This window comes from Pseudomonas sp. A2 (assembly GCF_023100865.1).
Taxonomy (GTDB): Bacteria; Pseudomonadota; Gammaproteobacteria; order Pseudomonadales; family Pseudomonadaceae; genus Aquipseudomonas; species Aquipseudomonas asiatica.
The window spans coordinates 2,870,788-2,882,882 of sequence record NZ_CP039127.1; the positions used below are offsets into that span (position 1 = coordinate 2,870,788).

The window sequence follows — 12,095 nt, forward strand, 5'->3', positions numbered from 1 at the left end:
CCCCGCATGATCCCAGGTGAAATCCAGGTCGCCGCCGGCGACATCGAGCTGAACAGCGGCCGCGCGACAGTCACTGTCAGCGTGGCCAACCATGGCGACCGGCCGGTGCAAGTCGGCTCGCACTACCACTTTTACGAAGTCAACGAGGCGCTGGTGTTCGAGCGCGCGCCTACGCTGGGCTTTCGGCTGGACATCCCCGCGGGTACCGCCGTGCGCTTCGAGCCTGGTCAGGCGCGTACCGTGCAACTGGTCGCATACGCCGGCAAGCGCGAGGTCTACGGCTTCCAGGGCAAGGTGATGGGCGCGCTGGAGGGCAGGGCATGAGCCGCATTTCCCGCCAGGCCTATGCCGACATGTTCGGCCCCACCGTGGGCGACCGCGTGCGCCTGGCCGACACCGCGCTGTGGGTCGAGGTGGAGCACGACTTCACCATCTATGGCGAAGAGGTAAAGTTCGGTGGCGGCAAGGTCATCCGCGATGGCATGGGGCAGGGCCAGATGCTGGCTGCCGAAGCCATGGACCTGGTACTGACCAATGCCCTGATCATCGACCACTGGGGCATCGTCAAGGCCGATATCGGTATCAAGCACGGGCGTATCGCGGTGATCGGCAAGGCTGGCAACCCCGATGTGCAGCCGGGCGTGAACGTGCCAGTGGGCCCCGGCACCGAGGTGATCGCGGCCGAGGGCAAGATCGTCACCGCCGGTGGTGTCGACTCGCACATCCACTTCATCTGCCCGCAGCAGGTGGACGAGGCGCTGAACAGCGGTGTCACCACCTTCATCGGCGGCGGCACCGGGCCGGCCACCGGCACCAATGCCACCACCTGCACGCCCGGCCCCTGGTACCTGGCGCGCATGCTCCAGGCCGCCGACAGCCTGCCGATCAACATCGGCTTGCTGGGCAAGGGCAACGCCTCGCGGCCGGAAGCGCTGCGCGAGCAGATCGCAGCCGGCGCCGTGGGCCTCAAGCTGCACGAAGACTGGGGTTCGACACCAGCAGCCATCGACTGCTGCCTGGGCGTGGCCGAGGAAATGGACATCCAGGTGGCGATCCACACCGACACCCTCAACGAGTCCGGCTGCATCGAAGACACCCTGTCGGCGATCGGCGACCGCACCATCCACACCTTCCACACCGAGGGTGCTGGTGGCGGTCACGCCCCGGACATCATCCGCGCGGCAGGCCAGGCCAACGTGTTGCCTTCCTCGACCAACCCGACCCTGCCGTACACGGTCAACACCGTGGACGAGCACCTGGACATGCTCATGGTCTGCCACCACCTGGACCCGAGCATCGCCGAAGACGTGGCCTTTGCCGAGTCGCGCATCCGCCGCGAAACCATCGCCGCCGAGGACATTCTCCACGACATGGGCGCCTTTGCCATGACTTCGTCCGACTCCCAGGCCATGGGCCGGGTTGGCGAGGTGGTGCTGCGCACCTGGCAGGTGGCCCACCAGATGAAGCTGCGCCGCGGGCCACTGGCGCCGGACACCAGCTACAGCGACAACTTCCGGGTCAAGCGCTACATCGCCAAGTACACCATCAACCCGGCACTGACCCACGGCATCGGCCACGAAGTGGGCTCGGTGGAAGTCGGCAAACTGGCCGACCTGGTGCTGTGGGCGCCGGCGTTCTTTGCGGTCAAGCCGGCCCTGGTGATCAAGGGCGGAATGATCGTCACCGCGCCCATGGGTGACATCAACGGTTCCATCCCCACGCCGCAACCGGTGCATTACCGCCCGATGTTCGGCGCCCTGGGCGCGGCGCGGCATGCCACGCGCATGACCTTCCTGCCCCAGGCGGCGATGGATCGTGGCCTGGCCGAGGAGTTGAACCTGCGCAGCCTGATCGGCGTGGCCCACGGCTGCCGCCGGGTGCGCAAGCCCGACATGGTCCACAACACTTTGCAGCCGCTGATCGAGGTCGATGCGCAGACCTACCAGGTGCGTGCCGACGGTGAACTGCTGGTCTGCGAACCGGCCCGCGAACTGCCGCTGGCCCAGCGTTACTTCCTGTTCTGAAGGAGCACCGATGATTGTCTTGACCCGCCGTATCACCGAGCCCGGCACGCTGGGCGAAACCGGCACCGTTACCCTGGACGTGGACAGCCGCATCAAGAGCCGCCTGCGGGTGACCCTGGATGATGGTCGCGAGGCCGGGCTGATGCTCGAACGCGGCCACCTGCTGCGCGGAGGCGAACTGCTGGCCGATGCCGAGGGCACCCAGCTGATCCGTGTGCTGGCGGCGCCCGAAGCGGTGTCCACGGTGCGTTGCGCCGACCCGCACCTGCTGGCCCGCGCGGCCTATCACCTGGGCAACCGCCATGTACCGCTGCAGATCGAACCCGGCCTGCTGCGCTTCCAGCACGACCACGTGCTGGACGACATGTTGCGTGGCCTGGGCCTGACGGTAGAGGCCGAACAGGCGCCGTTCGAGCCTGAAGCGGGCGCCTATCAGAGCGCACCGCACAGCCACAGCCACAGCCATAGCCACACCCACGGCCACGATCACCCGTTCGTGCGCCTGCCTGCCCATTCCTGAACTGCCTGGAGCAACCGATGAAAAAGACTTTCGCCCTGTTTCTGCTGATGCTGGCTCTGCCTGCCTTCGCCCACCCCGGGCACGACGCCAACCCGCTGCAGGACGGCCTGCTGCACCCGCTGACCGGTCTTGACCACCTGCTGATGCTGCTGGGCACCGGTGCGCTCGCCGCGCTGACCCGGCGCAACCTGACGCTACCCCTGGCAACCCTGGCGGCGATGTTTGGCGGCGCGGTGTGCGGCCACCTGTTCGGCGATGTACTGGGCATGGAAACCCTAATTGCCGTGTCGCTGCTGGTGGCTGCCGGTGCCGTGCTGCTGCCCAGCCGCCAACTGCTGCTGGCAATGGCCATGCCGGTGTTCGCCCTGTTCCATGGCTGGGCCCATGGCGTGGAAGCCACGCCAAGCGCGTTCTGGCAGTTCAGCGCCGGCTTCGTCACGGTCAGCGGCCTGTTGCTGGCGGCCGGCTTTGCGGTCGGTTGCCTGTTGCGCAGGCACAGCGGCCTGCAGAAGGCCTTTGGCGGCGGCCTGCTGGCCGGCGCCGCGCTGGTACTGGCTGGTTGATGGACAGCGATCTGGCGCTGTTGCGCCTGCTGCAGCTGGCCAGCCCTGGCTTGCCGGTGGGTGGCTTCACCTACTCGCAAGGCCTGGAGTGGGCGGTCGAGGCGGGCTGGGTACGGGACGTGGATGGTTTCGCTGCCTGGCAGCGCGAGCAGATCGACGACACCCTGGCCTGCCTCGACTGGCCGGTGCTGGCGCGCTTGTACCACGCCTGCCAGGCCGAGGACGCCGAAGCCTTCGGCCACTGGAGCCGCTTTCTGCTGGCCAACCGTGAAACCGCCGAGCTGCGCCTGGAAGAACAGCAGCGCGGCGCGGCGCTGGCACGGCTGCTGGACGGCTGGCAACTGGGCCAGGCGCCGGCCTGGCGGGCCAGCCTAGAACTCACCCAGCTGGGCGGTATGGCCTGGCTGGCTGCGCATTGGGCGATCCCACTGCGCCAGTTGGCCCTGGGCCATGGTTTTGCCTGGCTGGAGGGCGCGGTAATGGCCGGGGTCAAGCTGGTGCCGTTCGGCCAGCAGGCCGCCCAGACCTTGCTGCGCGACCTGGGGGCAGGGCTGCCCGCGGCCCTCGACCAGGCACTGGGCCTGGGCGATGACCAGCTTGGCGGCGGCCTGCCGTTGCTGGCCATTGCCTCATCGCGACACGAAACCCAATACACCCGTTTGTTCCGTTCCTGAGGACTGCCTGCATGCAAAGCTATCAACAACCCCTGCGCGTCGGTGTCGGCGGCCCGGTCGGCTCCGGCAAGACGGCGCTGCTCGAAGCCTTGTGCAAGGCCATGCGCGACCATTACCAGATCGCAGTGGTCACCAACGATATCTACACCAAGGAAGACCAGCGCATCCTGACCGAAGCCGGGGCCCTCGAGCCGGAGCGCATCGTCGGCGTGGAAACCGGCGGCTGCCCGCACACGGCGATACGTGAAGACGCCTCGATGAACCTGGCGGCGGTCGAAGCACTGGCGCGCAAATTTGGCAACCTCGAGGTGATCTTCGTCGAAAGCGGCGGTGACAACCTGAGTGCCACTTTCAGCCCTGAGCTGGCCGACCTGACCATCTACGTGATCGACGTGGCCGAAGGCGAGAAGATCCCGCGCAAGGGTGGGCCGGGGATTACCAAGTCGGATTTCCTGGTGATCAACAAGACCGACCTGGCGCCCTATGTGGGGGCTTCGCTGGAGGTGATGGAGCGCGATACCCAGCGCATGCGCCCGCAGCGGCCATGGACCTTCAGCAACCTGAAGAAGGGCGAGGGGCTGCAGGCGGTGATCGACTTCATCGTCGAGCGCGGGATGTTGGGTGTGCGCGGCTGAAGACTATGTGCTGCACTTGAGGATGCTTGGACGCTGCGCGGCCCTTGTAGGAGCAGCCTTGTGCTGCGAAGAGGCCCGTACTGGCTATGCAGATCTGTTGCCTGTACCGGCCTCTTCGCAGCACAAGGCTGCTCCTACGAAGGACGTGCCAAGCGAGTGACAAGCGATATGTATTGCCTCTCGTTATTTGTGGCAGCAGTTGGGCTTGTCCGGCTGCCCTTCATAACGGTCGTGGTGCCGCACCCAGTCCATGGTCCCAGCCTCGTTGCGCCCCAGTGGCGCGATGTCGAGGAAGTTGTAGGTGTTGACCAGGATGTCCAGCCCGCGGGCATAGGTTGAGTAGGTGTGGTACACGCTGCCGTCCGGCTCGCGGTAGAACGCACTCAGCCCGGGAAGCTCGCTTTCATCGCCCTCATATGGCTCATAGTTGTACTGCCGCTGGCCCTCGCTGCCGACGCTGACGCCAAAGTCCTCGTTGAAGCCGCTGCCATGTGACGAATACCAGGGGAACTGCCAGCCCATGCGTCGGCGGAATGCCTGGAACTCGGCATACGGCGCACGCGACACCGCCACCAGCGACACGTCGTGATGGGCCAGGTGCAGGTTGGCGCCGTCAAAGTGGTCGGCCAGGAATGAGCAGCCGTGGCAACCTTCGCTCCAGCCTTCGGCGAACATGAAGTGGTAAACCAGCAGTTGGCTGCGGCCTGCGAACAGGTCGGCCAGGCTGAGTTCGCCGTCCGGCCCCTGGAAGCGATAGTCGTGCTCCACCTTGACCCAGGGCAGGGCGCGACGGGCTGCGGACAGCGCGTCGCGGTGGTGGGTGAAGGCCTTTTCGTGCAGCCACAGCTGCCGGCGGGCCGCCAGCCACTGGCTGCGGGAAACCACCGGGTGCCTGCTTTCGCTCGTGCTCATGGTGTTATCTCCACATTGGGGGGATTCACACACTAGTCGAGCACGGGCGGGTTGAATCGACAGGTCGCGGCGGCCCGGCGATGAGTGGTACCGTTCAGCCCGAATGGGCGATATGCCCTTCGGTCAGCTCATCCGCTGCTTCGTCCTCCCCTGGCAGTGCGGTTATCACACTGAAGTCGCTGATTTCCACCTGACCACCACCATAGCCCAGCAAATGGAAGGAAAACGCCTTGCGCGCGGTCGGGTTGTCGAAGCTGAACTCCATTTCCAGCGGCTCGTCGGCGGTGACTTTCACTTCGTAAGGCAAGCCCAGCGGTACGTCCTGCTCCAGCTGTTTGGCCTTGAGCTGGATATAGGCTGCGCGCTTGGGGTCCAGCGAACGTACCTTGACCCGTACGCGGGTATGCGAACCCTCGGGCATTTCCAGGTACTGGGCGCCGATCAGGTTGTCGGCCCAGTCATCTTTGATGCGCTTGCGCAGCTGGATCGGCGATGGGCCGCCGAACTGGTAACGCAGGTTGAGCGGTGTCTGCAGCAGGGACTGGTCGAGCACCCCCGCGAGGGCACCGATCTGCTGGCCCAGCAGGCTGTCGCCCAGCCCAAGGTAACGTGCTTGGTCGGCGATGAAGCCCTCGCTGGCGTAACGCCGGCAGCGCTGCTGGAAATCGCATTCGGTGAACACACCCCGGCCGTCGTGATAGCGCAGCATGCCGTTGGTGTAGGAGATCATTTCACGACCGCTGTCGTAATCGCGGTATAGCGAGCGACCGCCGAGCGCCATGGGGATGGGCAGCGCAAAATAGTCGAGCAGGGAGGTGGCCAGGTCGATATGGCCGTAGGTACCCCGCTTGATCCGTGGCAACTGCGCCTGCTCCGGCGCCAGGGTGAGGTTGAAGCCCCAGGACGAGGCCAGGCGCACACCGTCGATGCCGTGGGACTCGTCGGAAGTCACTACCACCAGGGTATCCTTGAGTACGCCCTGGCGTTCGAGGTTGTCGAGGAATGCACCGAGTGCATCGTCCAGGTAGGCGACTGCCGCCTGTTTCGGCGTGTCGTAGCGCTCCATGTACTCGAACGGCGCCGAGTAGGGCTGGTGTGTGCCCACGGTGAGCAGGGTCAGCATCCATGGCTTGTCCTGCTTTTGCAGCTGGCCGACGTAGTCCAGCGCACCCTCGAAGAAGGAGCGATCATCCTTGCCCCAGGGGAAGTCCAGGTAGTTCTTGTTGCGGAACCACTCCTGGCCGTGCACCGAGTCAAAGCCGATGTGCGGCATGATGCGGTCCTTGGCCATGAAGCGCAGGCCGGCACCCTGCAGGTAGTGGGTAGTGAAACCGGCCTGGCGCAACTGCGCCGGCAGGCAGGCCTGGTTGCGATCGTTCTGGGTCAGCAGCTCCATGCCCTTGGGTGTGCCGTTGGCCAGCTTGTCATAGTCACCGCAGAGCATCGCGTACAGGCCACGGATGGTCTGGTGGGTATGCAGCACGTAGTCCGGGGTGTTCATGCCGCGCTCGGCCCACTGGCTGAGCTTTGGCATCAGCTCTTCGTCGAAGCGGCTGTGCAGGGCCTGGCGGTTGGGCCGCAGGTAGGCCCCGGGGATGCCTTCCACGGTGATGATCAGCAGGTTGCGGGCGTTGCCTGGCCCGGCGAGCAGCCGCTGGCCATGCAGGTCGGACTGGGTCAGGCCGGTACTGGCCAGAGGGGTGAAGGTTTGTGTGCGGCCCATCCAGCCTTCGACCTGGCGCTGCAGGTTGCCGGCCCCGGCCGAAAGCAACTGGTGGGTGAGGTTGTATTGCCGCCATTGGTCGGCGTCGGAAGGTACCAGTTGCTGGCTGCCCCAATGGGCGCCAAACAGCAGCAGCGGAATGGCCCAGGCCTTGCGTGGCAGCGGCTGGCTGCGTTGGCTACGGCTGCGCCAGGCGATGGCCAGCCAGCCCAGCAGGCCGGTGCCCATGGTCCAGGGCAGCCAGGCATGGGCCAGGCCGCCACCGGTCGAGTTTTCCATGAACTGCGGGTCGAGCAGGTATGTCAGGTCAGCGCTGGTGGGCAAACGGCCAACCGCGCTGACCAGTTCGGCCGAAGCCACCCAGAGGGCCGCCCAGGCCAGCAATACGGGGAGCGCCAACCACCACGGCCGACGGTGCAGCAGCAAGACCAGCAGGCTGCCGAGTGCGAGGTCGGACAGGTAACCGAGCGGGTTGGACCAACCCAGCATGGCGCGCGTACCCAGTGGGATCACCAGTACCAGGGTCGCCAGGGCGACAAGCCGGGTACGTGGGTGGTCTGACAGGTTCTTCACGAAAACATCCCTTTTGCCATTAAATCGTCATGCAACTGTGCTTGATGATAACAGGCCGTGGCATGGAAGGCGGTCCGGGACAAGACTGGTAACCAAAGCCGGGCCCCTTCGCGCGGGCCCGGCCGAGGGCAAGTATCAGAAGTAGTAGGGGAATTTCAGGCTGAAGGAAAAGTCCGGCGCGTCATCGGTCAGACCAATGGACAGGTTGGGCACGATGGTCAGGTTGTCGGTGGCGGCGAAGGTCATGCCGATGTTGAAGTTGGCTGCGTTGTAGTCGCTGTTGGAGATCGACTGCCAGTCACCGCCATCCGGCTTTATCTTGCTCTTGCGGGCGAATTGGTCGGACACCGAGAACGACATGCTCATCTTCTCGTTCAGGGCAAAGGCGATACCGCCGCCGATCTGCCAGGAGTCGCCCAGCTTCACGTCGCCGGGCACCTTGCTGTTGACCTGTGGGCTGATGTCGCTGAACGAGTCTTCCATGTTGTAGGTGTACGACAGGCTGCCGAACAGCACGGCCGGGTCGAACGTCTTGACCAGCGAGATGCCCGGCGTGATAGACCAGACGCCGTTGCCGGTCGGCAGGCTTTCCGGTACCGACAGGTTGTCGTTGCCCTCGACCTGGCGCAGTTTGATGCCATACGGGTCTTTGCCGGTCGGTGCCTTTATACGCAAGGTAGCGACGGCGTCAGGCCAGGTCTCGTCTTCGTCGAGGAACTTGTAGGCGACGCCGACGTTGACGTCGCCAATTTCCGGGTCGCGGGTTACGGTTTCGTCCGAGGTGGTCGCCCCGGCTCCCCCCGCACCGCCGGAAGAATAAGTGGATTCGCGGTACACCACCGGGACGTTGATGTCGAACTGCCAACGCTGGGCGAGGTTGTAGCGGGCAGTCATGTCCAGGGTCCAGTTATCTGCCTTCACCCGGTCAAGGTTGATACTGCCGAGGAAGATCGAGTCCAGTGCCAGGAAGCCGTTGAGCACCAGCGCCCGAGTATCGTAGTGGGTATAGGTGACACCGGTCTCGAAGCTGAACTTGCCGCCGCCGAAGAAGCCGCTGGCCTCGTCATACAGGTTGGACACGCTCTGTGCCGGTTCGGCGTCGGCAGTCAGCGCCTGACCATAGGAGCTGCCGGTGGTGCCCGGTGCACCCGATGCCACTGTCTGTGCGCCCTTGACCCCTTCGGCCGGGGACCTGACCAGGCGTTTGGGCGGTGGTGCTGCCGGGGTTTCCTCGACCTGGCGTACGCGCTGCTCCAGCACCATCAGCGCTTGCTGCTGGGCTTCGTAGCGACGTTTCAGTTCCATCAGTTCCTGCTTGAGAGCCTCAACCTGTGGGTCGGAGGCGGCGTAGAGCAATGTGGCCGGGGCCAAGGTGGTCAAACACACAAAAGCTTTGAGCGATAAAGATCGGTGCATGGAATTGCCGTCCCTGCCGACTACTTTTGATGAGACTGAGCGTAGATCAGTATCCGAATGTGCGAAGACCTTTGAGCTGATCGAGGCTACCGTTGAGCGACGCGGCTGTAGGCACGCTTTCACGCATCACCACATTGAGCGTGGTGACGTTGTTCACCCGGTTGCCATTGCCCAGCAGCGTCGAGTTCTGCATCAGGCCACCCTGCGCCAGGCGCTGTACGCTGCTGCCCTGGTTGTTGCTGGCATTGATATTGAACTGCACCCCTACGCCGCTGGCAGACACACTCAGCGCACCTGCGCCGTTTTCGCCCGTCAGCGTCTGGCCGTTGGCCAGTGCCTGGCCCTGTGGCTGCGCGGTGGGCGCCTGGTTGGCCTTGGAGACATTGATGGCGACATCGTTGTAGGCGGTGTTGTTGTCGCCAGCGGCGCGTACCACCTGGGTAACACCCTCTGTGGTGTTGAGGCCGGCACCGCCCGTGACGGTGCCGGTACCTGGTGCGGTGGATCCAGCTGACGCTGTGCCAGTGCCGCTTTCGTCGATCAACGACACATAGAATTGCGGTTTGATGGTCGACTGCTGAATCTGCATCGTGCTCGTGGCACCGATCACGTCCCCTTTGGCATTCTGCCAGGTGCTGGACATGACAATGCCGAAACTCACGATCCGCCCCGGCATCACGTAGCGGCCACGCAGGGTCGCCAACTCATGGTCCTTCAGCTCGATGGGCTTGAACGTTTCGGCATGGGTGGGAAGGCTGACAGCCAGGCATGCGATCGCGAGCCAGAATGGGTTCTTCATTGGGGTGCTCCCCGGAGCCTCGTGCTCCTTGTCGTTGCAAGAGTCGTTAGAAGAAGTCGCTTTTGATGAAACCGAAGTCCAGCAGCTCTGCATCCTGCACCGGGGTGAAGTTGTTCACCCGGCCCTTGGCGGTCAGCGGCAGGGGCGGGTCGAGCAGGATGTTGTTCTTGTCGTAGCCTTGGCCGATGACGGCGAAGATGATGCCGTTCCAGCCCTTGAGAAAATCTTCGACCTTGTAGCGCTTGTGGCCCAGTACCGGGTCACCGATATACACCCAACCCTTGTCGACCTTCTGCATGACCACGAAGTGCTTGTAGCCGCGCACGTCCATCAGCACCACGACCGGGATGCGCACGCTGTGCAGGGTCTCGGGTGCCACCCGGTAGCCGCGGGCACGCATCCCCAGGCTTTCCACGTAGCGTTTCATGTCGAGCATCGAGAAGCCTTGCGTGCGCACCAGGTCCTGGTCGGCGTGGGCCAGCATGCCTTCGATGATCTGTTGCTCGTCCACATCCAGCCAGTAGGCCTGGCGCAGGATGGTGGCCAGCGCGGCGGCGCCGCAACTGAAGTCGGTTTTCTGTTGCACCAGGTCGGCGAACTTGCGCTCGCGTATGCTCTGGATGGGCTTGAACACCACGGCGCCGCCCGGCAGGACGGACAGCGGCATTTGTGCAGCTTCGCTCATGCTGGCCAGGCACAGCAAAAACGCCAGGGCAATGATGCGCATGATCGGATGCCTTCCGGTTCTGTTGAAGAAAGGCCCCCCGAAGGGGGCCTCAAGTACAGCGATCAGAACGAGGTGTTGGAGATGGCCAGCGAGTTGCTCTGCTGGTTGCCCACACCGGCTGCCACGTTCACGCCCAGGTTGCCACTGCCGCCATTCACCGAACCACTAAGGGTTGCAGTGTTGGTAACAGGGTTTGCCCAGCCGGTCGGGGTCAGCACTTGGAAGGACACGGTATTGCTCAAGTCGTAGGCACTGCTTTCGCTGTAGCTCTTCGACACGTCGTTCGACGATTGAGACGATTTCTCGCCAGACTTTTCAAACGCCGATTCCGATGCATTGGCATAGGACGACTCGTGAGCCTTCTCATACGAGGAGTCGCGAGACTTCTCGTAGCTCGATTGGCGAGCCTTGTCATACGACGAGTCGAATGCCTTCTCGAACGACTTGTCGTAAGAGCTTTCCCGCGAGTGGTCGACATCCACATTGAGCGATGCATTGAGCGAGGCATCGAAGCTGTCGGTGCGAGTGCGCTCGTGACGGCCGAAATCGGTGGTCGTGGTGCGGGTCGCATCGGCTGCCGCGGCCAAGGAGGCGCTCAGGCTGGCACTGCTGGACGAACTGGAGTTGCCGGCCATCGAACCACTGGCGTTCCAGCTGTTGGAGCCGCTGGCAGTGGAACTGTGCGAGCCGCTGGCGTTCATGCTGCTCGAACCGCTGGAGTTCCAGCCACTGGAGCCACTGGAACTGGCACTTTGCGAGCCGGCCACGCTGAAGCTCGAGGACGAGCTGCGGTCGTCGGTCGAATTGAACGTGCCCTCACGCGAGCTGGAACCGCTCTTGGTGGTGGTGATGGTCAGCGTGTCCACCCGGTAGGTGCGGTCGGCGCCGTTGTTCACCGTCAGGCCTGGGCCGTTCTGGTCGGCAGAGGCGGTGGCAGTGGCATTGCCCAGCGGGGCACCGGTGTTGGCGATGGCCATGGTGTTCTTCTGCTGGTTCAGGTCGCCGCCAGCGATGTTGATGCCGACGTTGCCCTCGGCACCATCGGCCGAGCCGGTCATGACTGCCGAGTTCTGGGTGGACCAGTTGTCGACACGGTTGTTGTTGCTGAACTGGCGAACGTCAGCAGTGGCTTCGGCGGTGCCGAACACGAAGCTGTTGTCCAGGCTGGACTCGGACGATGCATTGGCAATAGCCGCAGCATTGTCCTGCTGGTTGCCGTTACCGGCTGCCACGTTGACACCCACGTTGCCGCTTGCACCCGTGGCCGAGCTGCTCATTTCGGCTTCGTTGATGGTGCCTTGGTTGGTGATGGTATTACCCGTGCTGCGTTGGCTGTCCATGGCGTTGGCTGTGGCATACACAGGAATCCGGGTGGGAGGAGGGGTGTGATGCCCGTTATTGTGGTGACCATTGTGGTGCCCGCCACGCCGGTCGTTCTGATCAGCTTGTACAGCAACAGCCATGACCGCAGCAATTGCGAAAACCAGAGGCTTGATTGCCATCGAGGGTTTCATGGTGATTCTCCGTAC

At 64.0% G+C, this 12,095-nt stretch carries 12 protein-coding genes; 6 read left to right on the top strand and 6 right to left on the bottom strand.

The genetic code is table 11. From position 1 onward, the window contains the following. Positions 1-6 precede the first annotated feature (6 nt). From E5221_RS13360 to ureG, 6 genes are read left to right on the top strand one after another with little or no spacing between them, the layout of a single operon-like run. Positions 7-324, top strand: coding sequence for an urease subunit beta (locus E5221_RS13360; RefSeq protein ID WP_003256924.1), 318 nt, complete (start codon positions 7-9; stop codon positions 322-324). Then, complete coding sequence (gene ureC / locus E5221_RS13365) at positions 321-2,024, top strand: urease subunit alpha (RefSeq protein ID WP_013972449.1); 1,704 nt, start codon at positions 321-323, stop codon at positions 2,022-2,024. Before E5221_RS13360 ends, ureC begins: the two co-directional genes overlap by 4 nt. Before the next feature lie 10 nt (positions 2,025-2,034). Beyond that, complete coding sequence (gene ureE, locus E5221_RS13370; protein WP_039612953.1) at positions 2,035-2,544, top strand: urease accessory protein UreE; 510 nt, start codon at positions 2,035-2,037, stop codon at positions 2,542-2,544. Positions 2,545-2,561: 17 nt separating this feature from the next. Further along, positions 2,562-3,107, top strand: a complete 546-nt coding sequence (locus E5221_RS13375; RefSeq protein WP_061552167.1) for a HupE/UreJ family protein — start codon at positions 2,562-2,564, stop codon at positions 3,105-3,107. Continuing rightward, positions 3,107-3,781, top strand: a complete 675-nt coding sequence (locus E5221_RS13380; RefSeq protein ID WP_039612955.1) for an urease accessory UreF family protein — start codon at positions 3,107-3,109, stop codon at positions 3,779-3,781. The genes E5221_RS13375 and E5221_RS13380 overlap by 1 nt, the downstream gene beginning before the upstream one ends. A gap of 11 nt (positions 3,782-3,792) precedes the next feature. Further along, on the top strand, positions 3,793-4,416 hold the full coding sequence (gene ureG / locus E5221_RS13385; protein WP_010953755.1) for an urease accessory protein UreG: 624 nt from the start codon (positions 3,793-3,795) through the stop codon (positions 4,414-4,416). Between the two features lie 183 nt (positions 4,417-4,599). Here ureG and E5221_RS13390 read toward each other — a convergent pair whose 3' ends face one another. The 6 genes from E5221_RS13390 to E5221_RS13415 all read right to left on the bottom strand — a co-directional run bounded on the left by E5221_RS13390 (position 4,600) and on the right by E5221_RS13415 (position 12,080). Further along, complete coding sequence (locus E5221_RS13390; RefSeq protein WP_061552168.1) at positions 4,600-5,328, bottom strand: thioredoxin family protein; 729 nt, start codon at positions 5,326-5,328, stop codon at positions 4,600-4,602. A gap of 94 nt (positions 5,329-5,422) precedes the next feature. Then, on the bottom strand, positions 5,423-7,624 hold the full coding sequence (locus tag E5221_RS13395; protein ID WP_247847639.1) for an LTA synthase family protein: 2,202 nt from the start codon (positions 7,622-7,624) through the stop codon (positions 5,423-5,425). Between the two features lie 135 nt (positions 7,625-7,759). Continuing rightward, the gene (locus E5221_RS13400) at positions 7,760-9,040 is read right to left on the bottom strand and encodes a transporter (protein ID WP_039612958.1); all 1,281 of its coding nucleotides are present in this window, start codon (positions 9,038-9,040) and stop codon (positions 7,760-7,762) included. Between the two features lie 46 nt (positions 9,041-9,086). After that, the gene (locus E5221_RS13405; protein WP_182328805.1) at positions 9,087-9,839 is read right to left on the bottom strand and encodes a hypothetical protein; all 753 of its coding nucleotides are present in this window, start codon (positions 9,837-9,839) and stop codon (positions 9,087-9,089) included. A 46-nt stretch (positions 9,840-9,885) separates the two neighbouring features. Beyond that, positions 9,886-10,566 carry a C39 family peptidase gene (locus E5221_RS13410; protein WP_013972457.1) on the bottom strand — a complete coding sequence of 227 codons (681 nt, stop codon included), beginning with the start codon at positions 10,564-10,566 and terminating at the stop codon, positions 9,886-9,888. A gap of 62 nt (positions 10,567-10,628) precedes the next feature. Further along, positions 10,629-12,080, bottom strand: a complete 1,452-nt coding sequence (locus E5221_RS13415; protein WP_247847640.1) for a heme utilization protein — start codon at positions 12,078-12,080, stop codon at positions 10,629-10,631. Positions 12,081-12,095 lie beyond the last annotated feature (15 nt).

Coding starts and splice junctions, on each gene's coding strand:
- ureG (WP_010953755.1), top strand. CDS start 3,793: ATGCAAAGCTATCAACAACCCCTGCGCGTCGGTGTCGGCGGCCCGGTC.
- ureE (WP_039612953.1), top strand. CDS start 2,035: ATGATTGTCTTGACCCGCCGTATCACCGAGCCCGGCACGCTGGGCGAA.
- E5221_RS13410 (WP_013972457.1), bottom strand. CDS start 10,566: ATGCGCATCATTGCCCTGGCGTTTTTGCTGTGCCTGGCCAGCATGAGC.
- E5221_RS13405 (WP_182328805.1), bottom strand. CDS start 9,839: ATGAAGAACCCATTCTGGCTCGCGATCGCATGCCTGGCTGTCAGCCTT.
- ureC (WP_013972449.1), top strand. CDS start 321: ATGAGCCGCATTTCCCGCCAGGCCTATGCCGACATGTTCGGCCCCACC.
- E5221_RS13415 (WP_247847640.1), bottom strand. CDS start 12,080: ATGAAACCCTCGATGGCAATCAAGCCTCTGGTTTTCGCAATTGCTGCG.
- E5221_RS13400 (WP_039612958.1), bottom strand. CDS start 9,040: ATGCACCGATCTTTATCGCTCAAAGCTTTTGTGTGTTTGACCACCTTG.
- E5221_RS13375 (WP_061552167.1), top strand. CDS start 2,562: ATGAAAAAGACTTTCGCCCTGTTTCTGCTGATGCTGGCTCTGCCTGCC.
- E5221_RS13360 (WP_003256924.1), top strand. CDS start 7: ATGATCCCAGGTGAAATCCAGGTCGCCGCCGGCGACATCGAGCTGAAC.
- E5221_RS13390 (WP_061552168.1), bottom strand. CDS start 5,328: ATGAGCACGAGCGAAAGCAGGCACCCGGTGGTTTCCCGCAGCCAGTGG.
- E5221_RS13380 (WP_039612955.1), top strand. CDS start 3,107: ATGGACAGCGATCTGGCGCTGTTGCGCCTGCTGCAGCTGGCCAGCCCT.